Below are 22,321 nucleotides of genomic sequence, written 5' to 3'. Positions count from 1 at the left end.
TGGCGCATTTTGCCATCGGATTCACGGGGCAGCATCACAGGCACTCGAGCGGAGTCCCACGAGGCGTTCACCTGCGCGTGCTCCAGGCAAGATATCGTGCTTCCCGTCGTCCTCGACTGCACCCTTCCCCATCCGCCTTGGCGGATCTCCCTGTTCAGAACGCCGCGGTCATCCCGACACGCGGCGGAACATTCCTTTGCAGCTGGACACTCACGCGAGCGCCCGCGGCAATTTGCGGTTCTTGCAAGCGATATGACGGGCCCGCTCTTCGGGATCGACGGCCGGACCGCCGTCATAGACCGTTCCGTCGAGCCACATGGCATGCATGATCACGGCCATCTTGCGCGCCACGGCGACCGCCGCCTTGCGATGGCAGGACCGTTTCGCCAGTTCCAGGCCCCAGGTCCGCAGCTTGTCGCGCCCCTTGAAACGCGTCAGCAGGACCGACGCCGCTTCATAGAGGGACCGCCGCACCTCCGGATCGCCGGCCTTGCTGATGCGTCCCTGCACATCGATGCTGGTACCCGACTGCCAGCGCCGCGACGTCAGGCCGAAATACGCCGCGACGTCGCGCGAGCGCCGGAAGCGCGACGGATCGTCGATCGCCGTCATCACGCCAAGCGCGGTCACCGGCCCCACCCCCGGAATGGCCATGAACCGCCGGCACACCTCGTCACCCGCGACGATCCGCACCACCAGCTTGTGCAGCCGGGTATATTCTTCCCAGAGCACGGTCTTCGCCCGCAGCATCGCCTCCATGAGATCGCGGGTCAGCGCGGTCTGCGCCACGGCCTCGCGAACGGCGGTGTCGAAGCGCGCCCGCGAGACCGTGCCCAGGCGGATACCGAACGCCTTGAGCGAATGGCGGATCGTATTCTCGAGATCCATGAATTTGCGCTTGAGCGTGCTGCGCTGGGTCAGGATCAGACGCAGCCGATAGCTTGCTTCGCTCTTGATATGGGCCGTCCGGAACCAGCCGGTGCGCACGATATGCGCGATCCCCAGCGCGTCCGCCTTGTCGGTCTTGTTGCGCTGCGCCGACATCGCCGCCCGCACGTGTTTCGTCTCCAGGCAGACCGCCGGCAGGCCCAGCGCCAGCATCTCCGGATGCAGCCAGGGCGACAGGGAACCTGCCTCGTGACCCATACGGCGCAGGCGCGGCAGGAACGGCTTCACGGCATCCCTGAGCGCAGCCGGGTCCGTGGCCACCGTCGTTTCCAGATGCACGGTGCCCTGCTCGTCCACCACACAGACCGCCGTTTCGTCGATCGACACATCGAGACCGCAAAAGAATTCCATCGCACGCCTCCCGCGCTGCTGTTTCACCGCGGCAACTCTACCTTCTTTCCGGCCCGGGAGACCGCCAATCGACGACGACCGCTCAGGCCCGATTACGGCTGGCACTCTCACGTTTTTTCCTCTTTCCGTCCTCTGAATTCGGCTTTTCCGAATCTGATGCCCACTCCCAGCCTGACCGGGGGGACTGGTAAAGCCTGCCACAGATTGCCTCTCGACACCACGCGAACGGAACGTCGAAAGGCTGCGCCGCGACCTGTCTTCCGTGTGTCTTATGACGTGCCGTGAACACGTCAAAATCATGCGCCGGACGCGATCGGAATCGACATCCGCGCATGACTGGGGACCGTCAAACTGGCGACACTTCCGGCGACGATGACCAATCGGTCAGCCTGCGTTCGTCGCGCATCCGGGCCGCCCGTTCAGCGCATGCGGATGGTGTTCAGGACGCGGGAAAACTCGTGTCACTGAACGCCGGGGTCGTTCATCGGAATGGCATCTGAAACACGCCCGAAGTTGACAAAAATGCACGCGGCGGCGCACCCGACGCCTTCCGCTCGCGGCGCGAAGCGCCGCGTTGTCCCGGCACAAAACGAACGCGACAGGAGGATGGAAAAGCTGGCCGGAAAGAGAAGAAGGAGCACGGCGAAAACCTCAGTCGGCCAGACGCGGGCAGAACGGTCACTGCAACGCGCGACGACGCAGCCATGCCCGATGCCGTGCTTTGGTATAGGCGTCGGGCTGTTGCCGTGCCTCCAGCCGATGATGCACATGCCGCCAGTAGTCGGGACTGACCTCTGTCGGGTCGATGTCCTGCGCCTCGACCGCGTCGATCGCTTCCAGCACACGCTGGACGCGCGGCCATGAACTCTGGTGCAGCAATACCTCGCCACCCGGCTGCACGTACGGGACGGTCTGGTAGTCTTCGCCGGAGCCGACCGTGCGCACGATGTCAATGTGCGATTCAACCGTGCCATACTCGTTGGCGGCCCAGCGAACGAAGGCGAACACGCTGCCGGGGGCGAAACTGAGCACGCGCCGCTGACGGTCGAGGATCGTGTCCGCGACCGGTCGCCCGAAGCGCAGCCAGCGTTCCACCTGCATCTCGATCCACGTCAGTTCGACCGTCGTGAGCAGCACCGGAAGGTCTCTAGATATCACCATTTAACTCCTTGCGGGCTAATTCTTGGCGCTCCATATTTTCCGCGTCGTCCGACACTGCTTAACAGACACGGAGGATTCCAAAATGCATTTTTCTCGTATGATTCAGGCCGGCACCTTTGTTGCTACACTGGCCTGCGGCGCGGCTGCCCTGCCTGCGCAGGCTCAGGATACGTTGCGCGTCGTTGATGCACGGGGACACCAGGTCGGTATCCTGGTCCCGGTCCCGGGCATCGCAACGACAGCGGAAATGCCTGATATCGACATGTTCGAGGCCGTTGATCGCATGATGGCACGCAATATGGCTCTCATGGAGGCGGTCGATCGGACATTGGGCTCGCGGCTGGACGGCGTCCTGCGCGCCGTTCCGGCTGTTGGTCATGACCTCCCGAAACAGAGCATGTCCTGGCAGCGTTTCGAGGCGGTCAGCACCGGTGGACCCAGCGCCTGTACGCAGACGATCACGATCACATCAAACGGTCAGGCGGCGCCAATCGTTCATGTGTCACGCACCGGAAGCAAGTCCTGTGCGACGCTCCCCGCGCCGATGGCAGTTGACGATCCCGGAGGTCAAAAGACTGGTTCCACGGCTCTGACGCCCGCCGTCGAGACGCGGACGGAAGTCCCGACAAACGGACGCGCTGGAAGCGCTCTCTAAAACAGGTGGTGGCCGGAAAACCCCGGGCCACCATCATAGAAGGAAAATATATTGATTTTCCGCGATCATCGCCATGATGGTTAACGAATATCAACAAAACCCCTGTAATTTCCGTCCGCAACACCGCCACAAAAATAAATACAAATATAAATAATAAAATTATTCATGAAAAAGAATCTGCATTTCGTGCCCCCTTGACGAGGCAAGCATCTCTTCCAATCTTGCTTTCGCCGGACGCCATCGGGTCCGGCATAGGCTCTGTGAGCCAGACAACTGGAGTCCATGTTGCTTTAATCGGAGGATGTGGATGTCGACACTGAAAGGACTTTATTCCCGCTATCGCCGCTCCCTGCGCACAGCCGCCCGGAGATGGCGCAACCGACTGGAGGGAGGCGTATCATGGTAACGCGCCCCCTTTTCGGAGACGATCCGCTCGCTCCGCGTGTCCTCTCCGTGCTCCGCCGCCTCGGTCATGACGGACGTGGCGTGACGCTGACGTCTCTGGTGGCCCATACCGGTATACCGGGGATCAGACTTCGCTCCACGCTGGAACGCCTGGTCCAGGCGGGCGCGGTCGCCCCTGCCGGGTGTGATCCCCTGGCTTCTGATCTCGCGTTCCGTCTCTCCGTGCGGGCGAGAGCCGCACCGCCAGTTCCGGTCGCGGCGTAAGGCACTGACAGCGCCGGGTAGATCAGAAACGCCTTCTCCGAGCGGAAACGCCGTCTTTTCTGGAACGACCGCAGGAATGAGAGGGTGGAGCGGGGCCTTCCATCGGAGGCCCCGCGTCTCTGAAGGTGAGGTCGAAAGCAGAGAGAACAGGGAGATGTCGAGTTTTATCCATTTTCTCAACCTGAAGGCGCTTCAGGACTATTGGAATAACCATTCCCCCGTGCCCCGTTCACGGGGGACAATGCGGCCAGTTTGGTCGCATTCCGCGGGAAAGACGGAGCGAGCGGAACAGACGGCCAAGCAACCTCGGCGCCTTCGGCATAGGGAGAGACCACACGTCGCTGTCGGTCTCGTCCTCATGCTGCTGGTCGGAATGGCCTCGCCGGCATCGGCTCATGCGCCGCATGATGTGCTGTCGTGCGAGACAGAAAAGCAGCCGGTAAACATCCCATCCATGCCACTGGCCCGCGCCATCGAGATATTAGGCCGCCAGTCAGGGTGCCCGATCCTTGTCGACCCGATCCTTATGGACGGCCGGACCTCCGCAGCCGTCAAGGGCGCCTATATACCTCAGGCCGCCCTCCTGCATCTGTTCGGGTCCGTGCATGTCGACGTCACCGCCACTGTTTCGGGCTTGAGCGTCAGCCCTCTGGATGCGACGGCTCTGACATCGGGCGACACGCGCGCCGGCCTGAGGACTGCATCATGACTCTTCACACGGACAGGCCGAACAGAATTATGTCGCTTCCGACCGTTCAGATCGGTACAGAGCTGGCGGTCCTGCTGGCCGACTATCTCGACGACCAGGAAAAAACCAGGGATATGACGGCCTCATGCGTCGGGCGGCCGACCACCGGATTTACGATCGGGTTTCTCGCTGGAGAACCGCGTCAGACCCGGAAGCGACGACCGTCGCCGTGGTCCGAAAATTCCTGCCTGTCGCCGACCGCACGCACATGGCCAAGGCCTTGGGCTGGTCGTTGGGAGACCACGAAAACCAGCTGACATCGGCCTTGCCAAAGGCCGTGCGAGATCATGCCAAAATATTGTCCTGTCGTCTGCCACGCTGGCACCGGCTCTGACCCGGATGTGCGCCGGAAGGGCCACGAGCCCTTCCGGAGACTGATTCAATCCGCATGGGGGTTCGCATCCACATCCGAAGGATCAAGCGGTTCGACCAGTCCTTCCTTGTCCGGATCAATTGGAGGGTTCGAAAAACCCTCTGGTTCTGGTCCTATCTGTGTGATTCCATCTGTCCTGCGTTGATTGAGGATGATGGAAGATGAAGCAGCCGGGATTTTTTGACGTTGAAGAGCGGCTTGCCCGGTTAAGCGGGCTTGGCGATCAGCTCGAAGCATTTTCCCGGACTGTAGATTTTGAAGCGTTCCGTCCTGATCTGGAGAAGGCTCTGGCCTATTCAGATGGAAGCAAAGGCGGGCGACCGCCATTTGATCCGTTGCTAATGTTCAAGATCCTGGTCATCCAGACGCTCAACAATTTGTCTGATGAGCGCACGGAGTATCTGATCAACGACCGCCTGTCCTTCATGCGCTTCCTTGAGCTGGGGCTTTCAGATCGAGTTCCGGATGCCAAAACAATCTGGCTGTTCCGTGAACGCCTGACCCAGGCGGGAGCGATCGAGGGTCTGTTCAATCGCTTTGATACAATGCTGCGGCACGCAGGCTATCTGCCGATGTCGGGCCAGATCCTGGATGCCACACTGGTGGCTGCTCCAAAGCAGCGCAATACCAACGCCGAGAAAGCCGACCTCCGGGCAGGCCGTATTCCCGAAAACTGGCAGTACAAGCCGTCAAAGCTGTCGCACAAGGATCGTCATGCGCGCTGGACACTGAAGTTTACGAAGGCGAAGCGTCAGGATGACGGAACAACCCCCACAACGGATCTCGCTATCCCGTTCTTTGGCTATAAATCGCATGTTTCCATCGATCGGAAATACCGGTTCATCCGGAAATGGAAAACAACGCATGCCGCCGCCAATGATGGCGCGCGATTGAGAGAGGGGCTGCTGGATAAAACCAATACGGCCTCAAACGTCTGGGCTGACACAGCCTATCGCTCAAAAGCCAACGAAGACTTCATGGAAAAGCAGGTCTTTGTCTCAAAGGTTCACAGGAAGAAGCCGCATCTCAAACCCATGCCCCGCCATATCCAGCGGTCCAATGCAGGAAAGTCCGTGATCCGGTCCCGTGTCGAGCATGTCTTTGCCGATCAGAAGTCGCAGACGGGACTGTTCATCCGAACTGTCGGTATCACCCGGTCCACCATGAGGATCGGGCTGGCCAATATCGTCTACAATATGCGCCGCTTTCTCTTCCTGCAGAAGATCAGCGCGAGCGCGTAGTCATCCAGAGGGGTACAGCCCCGATCTGCTCAAAACGCAGAGCAGAGAGCATCGCAAAAACCGTCAATCAAATCGACAAAACCCAGAAATCACGGGACACGTACATCAATCAACGGTTCTTCGATCCCTCCATGTCCATGCGGTTGAGGAAGCAATGGATTGTTCCCAGTCTTTGGCGAGCCGCCTGCACCGTCCCAGCCATGCGAATGTCCGTTCAACCACCCAGCGGCGCGGCAGGATCTGAGAGCCTGTTTGGAAAGTCGCTGAAGTGTGATTCAAGCTCTGGATGTGGACGCCAGAGCAGAGAGGCCGCATGGCCAGGATTACCCGCAAGACGAAGCGTTATCCGTCTGATATGACGGAGGAGGAATGGGCGCGCATCGCGCCACTGATGCCCGAGCCGGGACGCACGGGGCGTCCGCGCGAGATCGAATTCCGCGAGGTGATCAACGCGGTTCGTTACCTGGTTCGATCCGGCTGCGACTGGCGAATGCTGCCGATCCATTTCGGGCATTGGCGTACGGTCTATGGTTGGTTCAGGGAATTGGCCCGGCGGTTCCTGTTCCAGACCATTCATGATGTGGAACTGATGCTTGACCGGGAGCGCTCGGGCCGTGAAGCCAGCCCTTCGGCCGGAGTGATCGACAGCCAGAGCATCAAGGCGCCGCACGCGAAAACAAGAGGTTACGACGCTGGAAAGAAGATTGTCGGGCGCAAGCGGCATATCGCCGTGGATACGGACGGACGCCTGCTGATGGTCAACCTGACGCCGGCGGACATCTCCGACAGCGCCGGAGCGCAGATGATCCTGGACGCGATCCGCAAGCGCTGCCCGTGGGTCAAGCATCTATTCGCGGACGGTGCCTATGACCGGCTCCAGTTGATGGACAAGGCTGCCTACCTGGACTTCGTCGTCGAGGTGATCCGTCGCAGGGACGGAGCGAAAGGCTTTGAGGTTCTCCCCCGGCGCTGGGGCGTGGAGCGAACCTTCGGATGGATGACCCGATGGCGACGCCTCGTGCGCGATTACGAGCGTCGCATCGATGTCTCACAGGCCATGATCTTCGTCGCCATGGGCGCCAATCTCACCCGAAGAAACGCTCATCCATGACTTTCCAAACAGGCTCTGAAAGCCCTTCGCCGTATCGGACCGCCTGATGATCTTCAAGGGTCCATTTTCCCATGGAGGCGAGCGCGGATCGCAATTTGTCGCCAGCATAGCCGCCATCAGCGAAGATGTGGCGCAGCCAGGGAAAGCGCCTGCGTATCGCTGCCAGGACATCAACAGCCCCATCACGGTCCTGGATGTCGGCGGCATGAACGAGGAGAAAGATCAGGAAGCCGCAGGTATCCGTCACATGTAGAAGTCTCGACTAGAGCGTGATGATTTCGGTCTGAATCGGAATATGGGTACCCAGATTGCCGAAAATCTGATTCAACATGCTGTCTGGATTGGAGGCCAGCATGGATGGCGCGTCCTTATTCGATGGATCTTCGCGACCGGGTTGTGGCAGCCGTGGAGACAGACGGCCTCTCCTGCCACGAGGCCGCGAAGCGCTACGGTGTAGCACCCAGCACCGCGATCCGGTGGATGCAGAGCTTTCGGCGGACCGGCAGCGTTTCCCCTGGCCAGATGGGCGGCCACAAGCCGAAACGGCTGACGGGTGCGCATCGGGAATGGCTGATCGAGCGTTGCAAGGCGGGGGGCTTTACCCTGCGGGGCTTGGTCGCAGAACTTGCCGGGCGCGGGCTCAGGGTCGATATCGCTCTGTGTGGTCTTCGTCCACAGACAGGGGCATGCTCGATATCGAGATCAGCACATGCCAGTTCAAAAGAGTGGCACCGGAACAGGACACCATCCGCCCGCATGGCCTTGATGTCTTCGGGTGTCCATCCATTGCCGGCCGGATCGGTAAAATGCGTGCCGTTATCGGTCAGCACGGTATGGATGCGGTAGGGAACCGCAGCGGCCAGAGCACGCATGAAGTCACCGGCAACGCGACGTGTCGCTTTCTCGTGCAATTGGACAAAAGCGAATTTCGAGGTCCGGTCGATCGCCACCAGAAGATAAAGGCGCCCCATTTCAGTGCGGACTTCAGCAATGTCGATGTGAAAATAGCCGATCGGATAACTCTTGAACTTCGACCGTTTTGGTTTGTCGCCTTCGGTCTCGGGCAGGCGGCTGATCCCATGGCGCTGAAAACAACGGTGCAGGGAAGATCGCGTCAGATGCGGGATCGTCGCCTGAAGCGCATAAAGGCAATCATCAAGAGGCAGCAGGGTATGGCGACGGAAGGCCACAACGATCGCTTCTTCTTCGGTCGACAGGATGGTTGAGGATGCGACCTTCGGACCGGTGCGTCGATCCGACGTATCGGTCCGCCCCTTCCATTTGGCGACCGTCTTCGGGTTGATCCCGTAGCGTTTCGCCAGAACCCTCAGGCTCTCTTGACTATGTTGTATCGCTCGACGGACTGCCGCTGTCGTCGTGGCGCTTCCGTGGTGAACCTGGCCCATAGCGCATCCTTCCACTCATGTGAAAATAATGCACCACCAAATCCCGGGACCAAACATGTAGGCAAGCACGTCCACTTCCGTCCGCTTCATAAATTCGGCCAGCTTCGGAAAGCCTTCGCGCAGCTTGTCGGTGACGTGCCGCCATTGGCGTGACGCATCCTCGGCGGTTTCCTGCGTGAAGATCGTGCGCAACAGGGCCGAGATGGCAGGACGCTGCTTCGCATGGGCATGGGCGAGCGCATTGCGCAGCCAGTGCACCCGGCAGCGTTGCAGGGTCGCATTGAACACGCGACCGGCCGCGGCCCGCAGTCCGGCATGCGCGTCGGCCACCACCAACTTCACGCCGCGCAGGCCGCGATCGGCCAGGGAGCGCAGGAAATCCGTCCAGAACGCTTCCGCTTCGGACGGTCCCGTCGCCACGCCGAGCACCTCACGACGGCCGTCCGTATTTACGCCCACGGCGATTATCACGGCAATCGAGACAATCCGGCCACCCTGGCGCAGTTTCAGATAGGTGGCGTCGATCCAGAGATACGGCCATTCGCCCTCGATCGGCCGAGACAGGAAGCTGTTGACCCGTTCGTCGATCTCGCCCACCAGACGACTGACCTGGCTTTTGGAGATGCCCCCGGCGCCCATCGCGCGGACGAGATCATCGACCGATCGCGTGGAAATACCCTGGACGTAGGCTTCCTGGATGACCGCCAGCAGTGCCTTTTCCGCCGTTTTCCGCGGCTCCAGGAAGGTCGGGAAATAGCTGCCCTTGCGTAGCTTCGGGATCGCAAGCTCCACCGTGCCCGCCCGGGTGTCCCAGTTCCGAGCGCGGTAGCCGTTGCGTTGGGTCGAGCGGGAGGCCGAACGCGCGCCAAGCGGCGCACCGGTCCCGGCCTCAACCTCCATCTCCATCATCCGATCGGCAGCGAACGCCAGCATCTCACGAACAAAATCGCCATCCGACGCTTGCTCCACAAGCTCCAGCAGCGCCATCTTCTCGTCGGTCATCGTCAGGTCCTTCAGGTTCAGTTCGCACCCGAACCCTATCAAAGACCGGCGATGGCCGCCTCAGCAGCCAGACTCGCTCCTACACCACACCTCGGGACACAGCCTTCCATCAGCACCATGCATTCCTTTCGGGAGCAAAAAATTCCGCCCACAGTATCGCGGGTTGTCCGACCCTGGATGCATAAGACCTATCATTTTTCATGAAGTAACAGGATATTTATATAGCTCCGCGCCAGATGCCCCGGCCGGGCATCCGGCGGGGGCGGTCCTCGGGTTCAGGCGGCGGCCTGCTTGGCGGGTTCGGACACCGGCGCCTTGCCGTCGGGCCGGAACAGCGCCGCGTCCATCACGCGCAGGTCGGGCGCGACCAGCAGCGGGATTTCCGCCTGGTCGAGGATCTGCGTCTGCAGATCGATGCCGGGCGCGATTTCCGTGACCATCAGCCCGTCCGGCGTCAGCTTCATCACGCAGCGTTCGGTGACGTACATCACCTCCTGCCCCTGCGCGATGGCGCGTTTTCCGGAGAAGGAGACCTGCTCCAGCTTTTCGACGATCTTCGCGATCTTTCCCTCGCGGTCGATGGAGACCTTGCCGTCGGCGATACTCAGTCTGGCCCCGGCGTTGAAATAGCCGGTGAAGATGATGCGGCGTGCGCGCGAGGTGATGTCGACGAAGCCGCCCGACCCCGCCGTCACGTGCGGCCGGGCCGAGAGTTTCGAGACATTGACCGAGCCATGGCGATCGATCTGCAGGAAGGACAGCAGCGAGACATCGAACCCCCCGGCCTGGAAATAGGTGAACTGGTGCGGCGAGGCGACGAAGGCCTCGGCATTGGACGAGCATCCGAACTTGAAGTCCAGCAGGGGCACGCCGCCCACGGCGCCCTGTTCGATGACCCATGTCACGTCGCCGTGGCGGCCCTGTTCCAGCAGCACGCGCGGAACGACGGCGCAGATGCCGAAGCCGATATTCACCGCCCACCCGGTTTGCAGTTCGCAGGCGACGCGGCGCGCCATGACCTTCGCGACGTCGAAGGGCGGCAGTTCGAAACTGTCGAGCGGGCGGAAGATTTCGCCGGAAATCGCCGGATCGTACGGGGTGGCCGTGGTCTGCAACTGGTCCGGCGCCTCGATCACGTAATCGACCAGGATGCCGGGCACACGCACGTCGTGCGGCTTGAGCGTGCCGGACTGGGCCACGCGCTTGACCTGCGCGATCACCATGCCGCCATTGTTGTGCGCCGCAAGGGCCAGTTCCATCGCACCCAGATAGGCGCCCTCGTTTTCAAAGGTCAGGTTGCCGCGTTCGTCGGCGGTGCTGGCACGGATCACCGCGACGTCGGGATGGATGGCCTGGAAATACAGCCAGTCCTCGCCTTCGAAGGCAATACGGCGCACGATCGGCTTCTCGCGCGCCGCGTCGTTCATCGCGCAGCCCTCCTGGTCCGGATCGACGAACGTATCCATGCCGACCTGCGTCATCACGCCGGGACGCCTGGCCGCGCCCTCGCGCAGCAGGTCGAAGATGATGCCGCTGGGCACGTTATAGGCCGCGACCTCGTTGCGGGCGATCATCTGGCGGATCACCGGCGGTTCCGCGCTGGACGGACCGGACGGATAGGACCCGCCGATGATGGTCGCGATCAGGCCGGGCTGGGCCAGGTGATCGACGCCCTTGGTGCCGAACATGTCGCCCGCCGCGATGGGATGGATCATGGTGACGTTCCGGGGCGTGCCATGATCGCGGTACTGCGCGCCGATCGCGGCCAGCACCGCATCCGGGCAGCAGAGCCCGCTGGACGAATTGACCGCGATCACGGCGCCGTCCCTGATCAGCGTTGCGACGTCCGCGGCCTGCTTGACTTTCGACATGGTGCGTCTCTCTTGAAAACTATCTGGTTAGATACTTTACCGGACCCGACCGAGCCTAGGCATTGCCCCGGATCAGGTCGGCGGCGCGCTCGGCGATCATGATCGTCGGCGCGTTGGTATTCGATCCGATCAGCGACGGCATGACCGAGCTGTCGCAGATGCGGATGCCGTCCAGCCCGTGGATGCGAAGCTGCGAATCGACCACCGCCATCGGGTCCTTGCCCATCTTGCAGGTGCAGGTGGGGTGATAGGATGTCCGGCCGTTCTGCCGGGTGTAGTCCTCGTAGGTGCGGGCCGTCGGCCGGATCTCGTCGAACAGGTTGATCGACTTGATGTATTTCTGCAGCGACGGTTGGCGGAACATCTCCACGCTGATCTTCACGCCTTCGGCCGAGATGCGCAGGTCGTCGGGGTCGGCCAGGAAGTTCGGATCGACGATCGGGTTGTCCCGGGGGTCGGACGACCGCAGCGTGACCGTGCCACGCGATTTCGGGCGCAGCGTGTAGCTGTTGAGGGTAATGCCGGACGCGCCCTTCGGCACCGAGACCACCCCGGCTTCCGCCCCCGCGCCGGCCAGGAAGTGGAATTGCAGGTCGGGCGTGCGCGCGTTGCGGTCCGCATACCAGAACGCGCCGCCTTCCACGACGTTGGACGCCAGCGGACCCGAGCGGAACAGCGCGTATTGCAGGCCGGCCCACGCCGCCCAGTGATATTTGTTGTACCGGTTGTAGCTTTCGTGATCTTTCAGTTCGGCGACGATATCCACGCCGAAATGGTCCTGCAGGTTCTGGCCGACGCCCGGCAGGTCATGCACCACCGGAACGTCATGGGCCTGCAGGTGCGCGGCCGGCCCGATGCCCGACAGCATCAGCAGTTTCGGCGTGCCGATGGCGCCGGAGGTGACGATGACTTCCTGTTCCGCCCGCACTTCCCGGACCTGGCCATCCACCGCATAGACGACGCCCTTCGCGCGCTTGCCCTCGAAGGCGATGCGCAGGACCTGCGCCCTGGTGATGACATGCAGGTTGGCGCGCTTGCGCGCCGGACGCAGATAGCCGACCGCCGCCGAGCAGCGCCGGCTGTTGCGGACCGTCAACTGGTAGAATCCGGCCCCTTCCTGCCTGGGGCCGTTGAAGTCGGGATTGTACGGAATGCCGTATTCCTGGCAGCTCTGCACGAAGGCGAGGCTGAGCGGATTGGGCGAGGTCGGGTTGGACACGCCCAGCGGGCCGTTCGTGCCATGCCATTCGCCCGACAGCGCCGTATTGCCCTCGGACCGGATCAGGTATTTCTGGATGTCCTTGAAGGCCCAGCCCTCGGCGCCTTCCTCCACCCAGCGGTCATAATCCGACGGAACGCCGCGCGTGAAGACTTCGGCATTGATCGAGGACCCACCGCCCAGGACCTTGGCCTGCACATAAGGGATTTCACGATTGTTGGCGTGCTTCTGCGGCGCAGTGGCCAGCCCCCAGGTCAGCGGTCCCGTCGTCATCTTGGCGAAGCCGATCGGGATGTGGATCAGGGGATTGGTATCGGGGCCGCCGGCCTCGATCATGCATACGCGCGCCGCCGGATTTTCCGACAGCAGCGCCGCCATGACGCAGCCCGCCGACCCCCCGCCGATGACGAGATAGTCACAGCTTTCGGTCATGATTCGATCCAGTGCGCGCGCGGGCCGATATCCACGTGGACGGCCTTGACCTGCGTATATTCCTCGACCCCCAGGACGCCGGTCTCGCGCCCCCAGCCCGACTGCTTGAAGCCGCCGGCCGGCGTTTCCGGGCCGCCCGCCATGATGGTGTTGACCCAGAACCGGCCGGCCCGCACGCGGCGCGTGACCGTCAGGGCCTTGTTCAGGTTGCTGGTCCAGACCGAGGCGGCCAGCCCGTAGACCGTGTCGTTGGCCAGCGTGATAGCTTCCTCGATGGTGTCGAAATGGAAGGATGACAGGACGGGCCCGAAAATTTCATCGCGGGCGATCGACATGGACGGCGCGACGCCCGAGAACAGCGTCGGCTGGATGAACTGCCCGCGTCCCAGATCGAGCGGCCCCCCGCCGTACACGATCTTCGCCCCTTCCTGCTTGCCTTTTTCGATATAGCCCAGGATGGTATCGTTCTGCGCGGCGGTCGTGATGGCACCGACCTGCGTGCGCGGATCGAGCGGGTCGCCGACCCGGATCTGCGCCATCTTCCGGGCCAGGATGCGTTCGAATTCCGGGGCGACCGACCGTTCGACGATCAGGCGACTGGAGGAGACGCAGCACTGCCCGGTGTTGAAGCTGATGCCGAAGGCCGCGCCGCCCGCCGCATCGTCCAGGTTGGAATCGGCAAAGACGACGATGGGGTTCTTGCCCCCCAGTTCCAGCCCCAGCTTCTTCAGGTTGCTGGCCGCCGACGCCTGCACGCAGGTACGTCCGACGGCGGTCGAGCCCGTGAAGGACAGCATGTCCACATCCGGATGTTCGGCCAGCGCCTGGCCGATCACGCGGCCCGCGCCGGTCACGACGTTATAGACCCCGGCCGGCAGGCCCGCCTGCTGCAGGATATCCGCCAGAATCAGCGTCGTGGCGCTGGTGCCGTCCTTCATTTCGACACTGGCGGTGGGCGGCATCGCCCTGTCGGTGGCCCAGTTCGCCTCGGGCCAGCGGGCGCTGCACATGGATGCCGAAATGCGCCGCCATGCCTTCGGCTGGATGGTGGGGCGCAGCGCGGGCGTGCCGCACGAATTGCTGGTCGCCCTCGTCCCTGGCGCCATCGCCTGGTTCGTCCAGACGCGGATGACGGCGGGGCGTATCTTCAAGGCGATCGGCACGGCCGAACCGGTGGCGGTCGCGTCGGGCATCCGCGTCGGCCGCTACAAGATCCTGGCCTTCGCGCTGTCCGGCATGTTCGCCGCCATCGCCGGGGTGATGTTCTCGGTCCGGCTGTCGGGCGGATCGCCGACCCTGGCGGAGGGGTTTCTGCTGCCGGCGATCGTGGCCGTGCTGGTGGGCGGCACGCCACTGACCGAGGGCGTGGGCGGCGTGCTGAACACGCTGATCGGCGCGCTGATCGTGGCGGTGGTACGCGCCAGCATGCTCTATCTGAACATTCCCGCGACGGGACAGCAGATTTTCTTCGGTCTTGTGCTGATCACCGCCATCGCGACCACCATCGACCGGTCGAAGATGCGCGTCGTCAAATAGGTGACGAAGGATATCATGGATACGATGCGCGCGGCCGTCCTGGTCGCCCCCCACAGGTTCGAAGTCAGGGCCGTGCTGCTTCCCCCGGTCGGCCCCGACGACGTGCTGGTCAAGGTCGATCGCTGCGGTATATGCGGCACCGACCTGCATATTTTCGCAGGCCACTACGCGGCCGACCGGCTGCCGCTGGTCCCCGGTCACGAATTCACGGGGACGATCGCGCGGATGGGCGAGCGCGTCACCGGCCTGGAGCCGGGACAACGGGTCGTGGCCGACATCAATGTGGGATGCGGCCACTGCTTCTACTGCCGGCGCAACGAGGTGCTCAATTGCCGGGCGGCGTGGCAGGTCGGCATCCATCGTGACGGCGCCTTCGCCGAATATGTCGCGATTCCGGCGCGGCAGATCGTCCCGGCGCCGGCCGGCGTGGCGGCTGAAATCCTGGCCCTGACCGAACCCGTTTCCTGTGTCGTGCGCGCCGCGCGCAAGGCGGGCGCGACCTTCGGGCAGTCGGTCGTGATCCTGGGGGCCGGGCCGATCGGCAACCTGCACGTCCAGATGATGCGGCTGGCCGGGGCCGCGCCGATCATCGTCGTCGAACTGTCGCCCGAGCGCGCGCGGCTGGCGGCGGAGGCCGGGGCCGACGTGGTGGTGACCGATCCCGACCGGATGCAGGACATCGTGCGCGCCCATACCGGCGGCCGCGGCGCCGATATCGTGATCGAAAGCGTGGGCGTGCCGGCACTGTATGCGCGTGCGTTCGACCTGATCCGCCCGGGCGGCCATGTGGCGGCGTTCGGCCTGACCGGGCCGGACGCCACCGTGCCCGTGGGCATCGTCGACATGATCCTGAAGGAAACGTCGATGGCCGGATCTGTGGCCGGCATGGGGCAGGATGTCCATGACGCGCTGACGCTTCTGGTACATGACCGGTTCCGCGTGGCGCCCTTCATCGGCACCGTCGTGCCGCTGGCCGATATCCAGCAGACCTTCGACACGATCAGGGACCGGCCGGAGGTGCTCAAGATTCAGATCGCGCCGACATAAGGGGACGGCGGGGACTGGCCCTTGCCGGGTTCGGGCAGAACCCGGCCCCTGGGCGGATCACGGGTCAGGACCTGGATGATGCACCAGGCCGTCAGATACGCACCGCCGCAGACGACGAACAGGATGTCATAGCCTTCCTCGATCCTGTGCAGGTGCCGGTAATGATCGAGCAGGACACCGACCCCCAGCGGGAACAGCATCCCGCCGATCGACCCCGCCATGCCGCCGATGCCCTGGACCGAGGCAATGATCTCCTTGGGGAAATGGTCCGCCGGCAGGGAATAGATATTCGCCGACCATCCCTGATGCGCCGCCGCGGCCAGGCTCAGGAGCCCGATCATCAGCCACATCGCCCCGACCTGCGCGGAAAATGCCAGCGGCACGACCAGCAGGGCCGTCAGCAGCATGACCGCCCGCCGGGCGTGGGCCACCGACCAGCCCTTGTGGACCAGAAAGGACGACAGCCATCCCCCCCCGACGCTGCCCACCGAGGTCGACAGGTAAACGGCCATCAGCGGCAGCCCCAGATGCTGCAGGTTGAGGTGATACCGGTCGGAAAAATAGGACGGCAGCCAGAACAGGATGAAGAACCAGATCGGGTCCGTCATGAACTTTCCGATTGCGAACGCCCACGTCACCTTCATCCGGAGCAGGTCGATCCACCGCCCCGCGAATACCGGCATTGCGTCCGGTTTCGTATCCTGGCGGATATAACGCAGTTCCTCCGGCGAGAGGGACGCCTTCTCCTCGGGAATGCGATAGAGACAAAGCCAGACCGCCAGCCAGACGAACCCGGACAGGCCGGTGATAATGAACGTCGCCTTCCAGCCCCACGTCACCGCCAGCCAGGGCACCGTCGCCGGCGCCATGATCGCCCCGATGCTGGTCCCCGCCGTCACGATACCCACCGCCAGGGTCCGCTCGCGTGCGGGAAACCATTCCGAAATCGCCTTCAGCGCCGAGGGAAAATTTCCGGATTCACCAAATCCCAGAAGCCCGCGTACCGCCGCGAAGCTGACCGTTCCGCCGACCAGGGCATGCCCGATCGAGGCCACGCTCCACACCACCATGCAGACCGCATAGCCCAGACGTGTCCCGATCCTGTCGACCAGTTTGCCGAAAGACAGGAACCCGAGCATGTAGCAGGCCTGGAAGGCAATCACCAGATAACTGTAATCCTTCTCGGTCCAGTCGAATGTTTTCTCCAGAAGCGGCTTCAGCAGGCTCAGGACCTGACGATCCACATAGTTGATGGTCGTGGCGGCAAAAAGAAGACTGCAGATCAGCCAGCGTTGCCTTGCGAGCATGACGTCCTCCGGTATTTTCTTGTTTTTTCGGAGACGAGCGACAGGAAGAGAAGGACCTTGTCCGGCTTTGATCGCATCATTACAGACGGCGCAGCCAGGGGAACGGTCCCGAGGGGGATCCGCGGCCTACGGAACGGCCAGGCCAGGATGATCGGCACTATCCCGGAATGTGCGGGGTACTCTTCGGAACGGTGCGGGCCCTCGCCTCTTCATCGGTGCCGCTCTCACACCGATGTGAGGGAACATGGCCCCCGAGAGAGGCGCTGACACCAGTCAGGCCGGGCGGGGCGTGAAAGTCCCACCGAACCGATCAAGGAAGGACCACGACAATGGGAATGTTGGATGGCAGAACGATTGCCGTACTGGCCACGGACGGCGTCGAAGAAGTCGAACTGACGCAACCGGTCGAGGCGCTGCGCGATGCGGGGGCGCGTACCGTCCTGGTGTCGCCGAAGACCGGACGGATCCAGGCCATGAAGGAGGATGTCAATCCGGCTGGCCACTATGACGTCGATCGCCCGGTCGCCCAGGCGGCGGCGTCGGAATTCGACGGGCTGGTCCTGCCGGGGGGCACCACGAATCCGGATCATCTGCGCATCGATGCGGAATCCGTGCGCTTCGTGCGGGAATTCGTGGAGTCCGGCAAGCCCATGGCCGCCATATGCCACGGACCATGGACGCTGATCGACGCAGGCGGCGTGGCGGGCCACCGCATGACGTCATGGCCGTCCCTGCGGACCGACCTGACCAATGCGGGCGCCCAATGGGTGAACGAGACGGTCGTCACGGACGGAACGCTGGTCACGTCACGCAATCCCGGTGACCTGAAGGCGTTCTGTTCGGCCATGATCACGCTGTTCGCGGACACGCCGGCGGCGCACGCGCTGTAACCGGCGCCGCCGGCGCATCCAATCCGAACCATAAAGTGTTAACGGGATTCCCTCCTGCGGAGTTGTCCGATGCTGACCCTTCTCGTGATCATCCTCATCATCTTCGCCATCGGGGGCGGCGGCTACGGTATTCGCTCGGGCTGGTATGGTGGCGGGCAGGGCGGGCGCTTCAACGGGCTGGGCCTGTTGCCGATCATCCTGATCATCGTTGCGCTGTTCCTGCTGTTCCGCGGCACGGGTCAGATGTGACACCGCCGCGCGCAACTCCGGCGAGGATATTATTTGAGAATATCCTGTCCATATCGCGCAGTTTTCGCACGATGGACGCATGAAATCACGAAAATGTTGTCGGAAACGTGAACCCATCGCGCCGCGGGGAGTTAACATCGGCTGACCCTCTGTTCGAACACAGGTAAAGAGAACAGCCATGCGTGCGTTTCTGTTCGTCCCCCTTTCAGTTGCCCTGGTCGCGGGTAGCGGTGCGGCGTGGGGTCAGCCCGCCCCGACCTCCCCGTCCAGCACGAATAACCAAAGCCCATCCTCCCAGCCTTCCAGGACCCACACGCACAAACCCGGCACGCCGCCCGCTGGCTCGAAGCAGGGGGACAACCTTCCACACACGAAAACACCCCCGTCGCCTTCATCCCTGAACGTGTCCCGGGGCGAGCATGAGGCGGATCGGATGCTGACACCCCCGATCCTGAAACCCGATAACAGCCCGCAATAACGGCCGGGTCAAAAACCCTCGAAACCAGACCGCGCCCGGCCCGGATGTGCCCGCCTCTGTGGTGGGCGCACCGCCGGTGCGAAAGGATATGTCGATGACGACCAATACAGGGAAGACGGTTTCGGTGCTGGCCCTGGCCGGCATGCTTCTGCTGGCGGCCTGCGGGCCCAATTACGGTGATCGCGGCACGCAGAAATTCCGTGGCCACGGGTACGGCGATGTCGGCCCCAGTGCCAAGGGCAACTATGGCTTCGACGGCCCCCCATGACGCATCGGCGTCCGGCGGAGGCCTTTTCATGAATGGCAGGATTTTTCACTGAACTTCGAAGAAGATGGCACGTTGGCACAATCCTCACAGAAGGATCATACCATGCCAATTCTGCTCTGGCTGCTGGGCGTTCCCATTCCGCTCATCATTCTTCTTCTTCTCTTTTATCATTGAAAGAATCCGCCATGCCCATCGCAAGGGATGATGTGGCTGCAGTATCACCGCGTGCGGGGATATCGTGGGCAGCCGTTCTCGCGGGGGCCATCGTCGCAACGGCAGTGGCCATCATGCTTCTATCACTTGGCTCGGGTCTGGGCCTGGCGTGGGTTTCGCCTGTTTCCGGAAACAACCCGTCCGGCATGACGTTTACCGTGGTGACCGCCATCTGGCTGATCGTCGTGCAGTGGGTGTCCTCGTTCTTCGGGGGATATCTTGCCGGTCGGCTGCGCCCCGCCCTGGGCGACGTTCATCGTCACGAGGTCACCTTTCGCGACACGGCGGCCGGTTTCGTCGCCTGGGCGGTCGCCGCCGTGCTGATCGTCGGACTGGTGGGTTCCAGCGCATGGTCCGTGGGAAAGACCGCCACGCAGACGGCGGGCAGCCTGGGCGCCGGTGCGATCGCCCATGCGGCCTCGAATCCGAGCGACTACATGCTTGATACCCTGTTTCGCACGTCCCAGCCGAATACGTCCTCTTCCAGCCAGGACGTGAAATCCGAGGCGGGACGGATCCTGGCCACCGCCGCCACCGGCGACGTCACGCCGGCAGATCACGATTATCTGGTTCAGATGATCGCCGCCCGCACGGGCATTTCGCCCGAGGACGCGGGAAAACGGCTGGACCAGGCGATTGCCAGCGAAAAGGACGCCGTCGCAAAGGCCAGGCATATTGCCGATGTCACCCGGAAGGCCGTCTCGTCCTTCGCGCTCTATACGTTCTTTTCCATGCTTGTCGGGGCCCTCATTTCCTGCGTGTCCGGCGCGATCGGCAGTCGGCAGCGGGACGCTTTCTAGATCCCGGCCGACGATCGAAACGGGACCGGCCGGGTGAAGAAACCTGAGGGTCGCACCCGGCAGGCCGCCGAGGACCTGAAATGGCACTGCACGACCGGGTGAAGACGGCGCTGGATGAGGCGCGCACCTTGATCCTGGGCGCACAGATTCTTCTCGGCTTTCAATACCAAGCGGCCTTTCAGGAGCGGTTCGATACGTTGCCCCCGCCCGCGCGTATCATGGCGACCGGGGCGCTGGGCCTGATGCTGGTCACCGTGGGCCTGCTGATCGCCCCTTCCGCGTTTCACCGCATCGCGGAGCACGGCCGCAGCACCGGGCGCATCCATATGCTGATCGGCCGCCTGGCCGCCGCGGCGCTGCTGCCCTTCGCCGCCGCCTTCGGTCTGGATGTCGCGATCGCGACCGACCCTATAACGGGCGGCGGCCTCCGGACAGGGATCATGGCCGGCACGGGCCTGACCGCCGCGGCCCTGGCCGGCTGGTACGGAGCAGGCATGCTGATGAGACAACGGACCGGTGTCCCGGAACGGCAGACGGCACGCGCGGAGCAGAACCTGTGCGACGTCGCCCCGCTGCATGCACGGGTCGAACAGATGCTGACCGAGGCACGGGTCATTCTGCCGGGCGCGCAGGCGCTTCTGGGGTTCCAGCTCACGATGGTCCTGACCACCGCGTTCGAGAAACTTCCTGCCCCGTCGCGCCTGGTGCACGGCGGGGCACTGCTGTGCGTGGCGATGGCCGTTATCCTGCTGATCATGCCGGCCGCGCTTCACCGCATCGTCTGGGCGGGCGAGAACACCGAACGGCTTCTGCGCATCGGCGGGGGCCTGACCGCAACCGCGCTGGTGCCGCTGGCCCTCGGCCTGTCCGGGGAAAGCTACGTAGTGGCCACGCGCATCATCGGTTCCCGCACTATCGGCCTGACCGTGGCGGTGGCCTCGATATTCGTCCTGATCGGCCTGTGGTTCATATGGCCGATGGCCGCGCGGCGGTCAGCCGCCTGACGGAAGGTATATCTATCCGATATTGCGGCTAAGAGCCTTGTATGGCGTGGCGGAGAGGGACTGTCAGGAATTTCGTGTGCGAGGCGTTGTTTACGTTGTTGATCAGACGGTGGCGCGGGCGAAGCGGTCACCGAAGAGAATGGCGAACTGTGCTTTTGCCATGGACCATTCCCTTGGCGGCATAGTCCATTCTTTCTCGGCCCGGTTCAAGGCCAGGAAGAGAAGCTTGAGGGCCGCGTCGTCATTGGGGAAATGCCCCCTGGCCCGGACGGCCCGCCTCAGTTTGGCGTTCAGCGCCTCTATGGCATTGGTGGTGTAGATCAATTTCCGGACTTCGGCGGGAAAGGCATAGAAGGGTATGACCTCTTCCCAGGCCCGCTCCCAGGACTGGACGATCGCCGCGTATTTCCGGCCCCAGGCGCTTTCGGCAAAGGCGGCGAGGGCCGCTTTTCCGGCTTCGGCATCCACCGCCCGGTAGATATCCTTCAATGCCGTGGCCACGGATCTGCGGTCTTTCCAGGCGACGAAATCCAGCGAATGACGCAGCAGATGCACGATGCAGGTCTGCACCAGGGCTTCGGGGAAGACGGCACGGATGGCGTCGGGAAAGCCCTTGAGCCCGTCGACCACGGCCAGCAGGATGTCCTCGACGCCACGATGGCGTAGCTCGTTCATGACACGGAGCCAGAATTTGGCGCCTTCGTTCTGCTCGATCCACAGGCCGAGGACCTCCTTCGTGCCGTCGGCGCGCACGCCCAGGGCGGGGGATCAGCGGCCGCGCTATGCTCGTAAGCGACGGCCAACTTGCCCGCGACCGCATACGACCGGCCGAGGGTCATGACCGCCTGCTGGCGCTGGACCAGCGCCGTCCGCCCCCCAGCCGCCACAGGCGAGAGCCATTCGGTTGAATCAAAAGGAAAAGGCCGCCAGAATCGGACAGCTTATAGGTCTTGTCCTGCGGCTTGGCCCGCCGTATCGCGGCATCGCTTAACAACGATACCCCCGCCAAGCACGTGCTACCCCCAGAACTACCCCCACCATATGCGTCATTCCCCGTATCTCGCTGTCATTCCGTGTCGCAACACGTGACAGAAAAACCGCAGATCTCCGGGGGGTGTGTCAATGCTTGACGCTGGCGGTCATCAGTAAATGGCGGAGAGAGTGGGATTCGAACCCACGGTACGCTATTAACGCACACACGCTTTCCAAGCGTGCGCCTTAAGCCGCTCGGCCATCTCTCCGGCGCAGGGACGAGTGGCCCCTGTTGGGCAGGGGCGTCGTCTGGGCGCGGAACATACCAGCATTTCCGGGTGGCGCAAGGGGGAATGCGGGTGGCGCCGAG

Annotated in this window: 18 protein-coding genes, 1 tRNA gene and 6 pseudogenes; 12 read left to right on the top strand and 13 right to left on the bottom strand. The window is 63.1% G+C overall.

Annotated features, from left to right (window positions below; genetic code table 11):
* Positions 1 to 210: 210 nt before the first annotated feature.
* Complete coding sequence (locus GDI_RS07315) at positions 211 to 1,299, bottom strand: IS110-like element ISGdi15 family transposase (RefSeq protein ID WP_012224922.1); 1,089 nt, start codon at positions 1,297 to 1,299, stop codon at positions 211 to 213.
* Between the two features lie 678 nt (positions 1,300 to 1,977).
* On the bottom strand, positions 1,978 to 2,460 hold the full coding sequence (locus tag GDI_RS07310) for a DUF2840 domain-containing protein (protein WP_012224920.1): 483 nt from the start codon (positions 2,458 to 2,460) through the stop codon (positions 1,978 to 1,980).
* Between the two features lie 82 nt (positions 2,461 to 2,542).
* Here GDI_RS07310 and GDI_RS07305 point away from each other — a divergent pair, with 82 nt between their 5' ends.
* The 3 genes from GDI_RS07305 to GDI_RS07295 all read left to right on the top strand — a co-directional run bounded on the left by GDI_RS07305 (position 2,543) and on the right by GDI_RS07295 (position 6,146).
* Complete coding sequence (locus GDI_RS07305) at positions 2,543 to 3,115, top strand: hypothetical protein (protein ID WP_041249340.1); 573 nt, start codon at positions 2,543 to 2,545, stop codon at positions 3,113 to 3,115.
* Positions 3,116 to 4,142: 1,027 nt separating this feature from the next.
* A complete protein-coding gene (locus GDI_RS20235) occupies positions 4,143 to 4,493 on the top strand; it encodes a hypothetical protein (RefSeq protein WP_231854246.1) in 351 nt (116 codons plus the stop codon).
* 573 nt (positions 4,494 to 5,066) lie between these two features.
* Entirely contained in the window at positions 5,067 to 6,146 is a 1,080-nt protein-coding gene (locus GDI_RS07295; protein ID WP_012224911.1) for an IS5 family transposase, read from the top strand.
* Positions 6,147 to 6,251: 105 nt separating this feature from the next.
* On the opposite strand, the pseudogene GDI_RS19000 reads toward GDI_RS07295, so the two are convergent.
* Positions 6,252 to 6,395, bottom strand: a pseudogene (locus GDI_RS19000) (transposase); the annotation flags it as partial.
* 37 nt (positions 6,396 to 6,432) lie between these two features.
* Here GDI_RS19000 and GDI_RS07290 point away from each other — a divergent pair.
* Positions 6,433 to 7,257, top strand: coding sequence for an IS5-like element ISGdi2 family transposase (locus GDI_RS07290; protein WP_081482862.1), 825 nt, complete (start codon positions 6,433 to 6,435; stop codon positions 7,255 to 7,257).
* A 9-nt stretch (positions 7,258 to 7,266) separates the two neighbouring features.
* Here GDI_RS07290 and GDI_RS18995 read toward each other — a convergent pair.
* Positions 7,267 to 7,504: pseudogene (locus tag GDI_RS18995) on the bottom strand (transposase); the annotation flags it as partial.
* A 110-nt stretch (positions 7,505 to 7,614) separates the two neighbouring features.
* Between GDI_RS18995 and GDI_RS20150 the strand changes: the two are divergent.
* A pseudogene (locus GDI_RS20150) lies at positions 7,615 to 8,000 on the top strand (helix-turn-helix domain-containing protein); the annotation flags it as partial.
* Here the strand turns inward: GDI_RS20150 and GDI_RS18985 are convergent.
* From GDI_RS18985 to GDI_RS07260, 5 genes and pseudogenes are all read right to left on the bottom strand, one after another.
* Positions 7,944 to 8,663: pseudogene (locus GDI_RS18985) on the bottom strand (IS481-like element ISGdi9 family transposase); the annotation flags it as partial. The pseudogenes GDI_RS20150 and GDI_RS18985 sit on opposite strands and share 57 nt — an antisense overlap.
* 33 nt (positions 8,664 to 8,696) lie before the next feature.
* Positions 8,697 to 9,665, bottom strand: a pseudogene (locus GDI_RS07275) (IS256-like element ISGdi8 family transposase); the annotation flags it as partial.
* 275 nt (positions 9,666 to 9,940) lie between these two features.
* Positions 9,941 to 11,536: an acyl CoA:acetate/3-ketoacid CoA transferase gene (locus tag GDI_RS07270; protein ID WP_012224907.1), complete on the bottom strand. Its 1,596-nt coding sequence runs from the start codon at positions 11,534 to 11,536 to the stop codon at positions 9,941 to 9,943.
* A gap of 55 nt (positions 11,537 to 11,591) precedes the next feature.
* A complete protein-coding gene (locus GDI_RS07265; RefSeq protein ID WP_012224905.1) occupies positions 11,592 to 13,187 on the bottom strand; it encodes a GMC family oxidoreductase in 1,596 nt (531 codons plus the stop codon).
* Complete coding sequence (locus tag GDI_RS07260) at positions 13,184 to 14,149, bottom strand: aldehyde dehydrogenase family protein (RefSeq protein ID WP_231854245.1); 966 nt, start codon at positions 14,147 to 14,149, stop codon at positions 13,184 to 13,186. The genes GDI_RS07265 and GDI_RS07260 overlap by 4 nt, the downstream gene beginning before the upstream one ends.
* Here GDI_RS07260 and GDI_RS20145 point away from each other — a divergent pair.
* Positions 14,103 to 14,723, top strand: a complete 621-nt coding sequence (locus tag GDI_RS20145) for an ABC transporter permease (protein WP_012224902.1) — start codon at positions 14,103 to 14,105, stop codon at positions 14,721 to 14,723. The genes GDI_RS07260 and GDI_RS20145 overlap by 47 nt on opposite strands.
* Positions 14,724 to 14,738: 15 nt before the next feature.
* Positions 14,739 to 15,770 (top strand): zinc-dependent alcohol dehydrogenase, encoded by a 1,032-nt coding sequence (locus GDI_RS07250; protein ID WP_012554202.1) that lies wholly within the window; start codon positions 14,739 to 14,741, stop codon positions 15,768 to 15,770.
* On the opposite strand, the gene GDI_RS07245 is transcribed toward GDI_RS07250, so the two are convergent.
* Positions 15,752 to 17,077 (bottom strand): MFS transporter, encoded by a 1,326-nt coding sequence (locus GDI_RS07245; protein ID WP_012224900.1) that lies wholly within the window; start codon positions 17,075 to 17,077, stop codon positions 15,752 to 15,754. The two genes, GDI_RS07250 and GDI_RS07245, sit on opposite strands and share 19 nt — an antisense overlap.
* Before the next feature lie 329 nt (positions 17,078 to 17,406).
* Between GDI_RS07245 and GDI_RS07240 the strand changes: the two genes are divergently transcribed.
* The 5 genes from GDI_RS07240 (at position 17,407) to GDI_RS07220 (ending at position 20,979) form a co-directional block, all read left to right on the top strand.
* A complete protein-coding gene (locus GDI_RS07240) occupies positions 17,407 to 17,967 on the top strand; it encodes a type 1 glutamine amidotransferase domain-containing protein (protein WP_012224898.1) in 561 nt (186 codons plus the stop codon).
* Positions 17,968 to 18,036: 69 nt separating this feature from the next.
* Positions 18,037 to 18,216: a hypothetical protein gene (locus tag GDI_RS07235; protein ID WP_012224897.1), complete on the top strand. Its 180-nt coding sequence runs from the start codon at positions 18,037 to 18,039 to the stop codon at positions 18,214 to 18,216.
* Between the two features lie 572 nt (positions 18,217 to 18,788).
* A complete protein-coding gene (locus GDI_RS07230; RefSeq protein ID WP_012554201.1) occupies positions 18,789 to 18,962 on the top strand; it encodes a hypothetical protein in 174 nt (57 codons plus the stop codon).
* Positions 18,963 to 19,321: 359 nt separating this feature from the next.
* On the top strand, positions 19,322 to 19,975 hold the full coding sequence (locus tag GDI_RS07225; protein ID WP_012554200.1) for a hypothetical protein: 654 nt from the start codon (positions 19,322 to 19,324) through the stop codon (positions 19,973 to 19,975).
* Positions 19,976 to 20,055: 80 nt separating this feature from the next.
* On the top strand, positions 20,056 to 20,979 hold the full coding sequence (locus GDI_RS07220) for a DUF6328 family protein (RefSeq protein WP_012224891.1): 924 nt from the start codon (positions 20,056 to 20,058) through the stop codon (positions 20,977 to 20,979).
* Between the two features lie 102 nt (positions 20,980 to 21,081).
* On the opposite strand, the pseudogene GDI_RS07215 reads toward GDI_RS07220, so the two are convergent.
* The 3 genes and pseudogenes from GDI_RS07215 to GDI_RS07210 all read right to left on the bottom strand — a co-directional run.
* Positions 21,082 to 21,741 (bottom strand): annotated as a pseudogene (locus GDI_RS07215) (IS256 family transposase); the annotation flags it as partial.
* A 73-nt stretch (positions 21,742 to 21,814) separates the two neighbouring features.
* Positions 21,815 to 21,973: an Arm DNA-binding domain-containing protein gene (locus GDI_RS20615; protein ID WP_407635490.1), complete on the bottom strand. Its 159-nt coding sequence runs from the start codon at positions 21,971 to 21,973 to the stop codon at positions 21,815 to 21,817.
* Between the two features lie 156 nt (positions 21,974 to 22,129).
* Positions 22,130 to 22,220: transfer RNA gene (locus tag GDI_RS07210), tRNA-Ser, on the bottom strand.
* Positions 22,221 to 22,321 lie beyond the last annotated feature (101 nt).

It is taken from the genome of Gluconacetobacter diazotrophicus PA1 5 (genome assembly GCF_000067045.1).
Lineage (GTDB): Bacteria > Pseudomonadota > Alphaproteobacteria > Acetobacterales > Acetobacteraceae > Gluconacetobacter > Gluconacetobacter diazotrophicus.
This window is presented reverse-complemented; position numbering and strand designations above follow the sequence as displayed.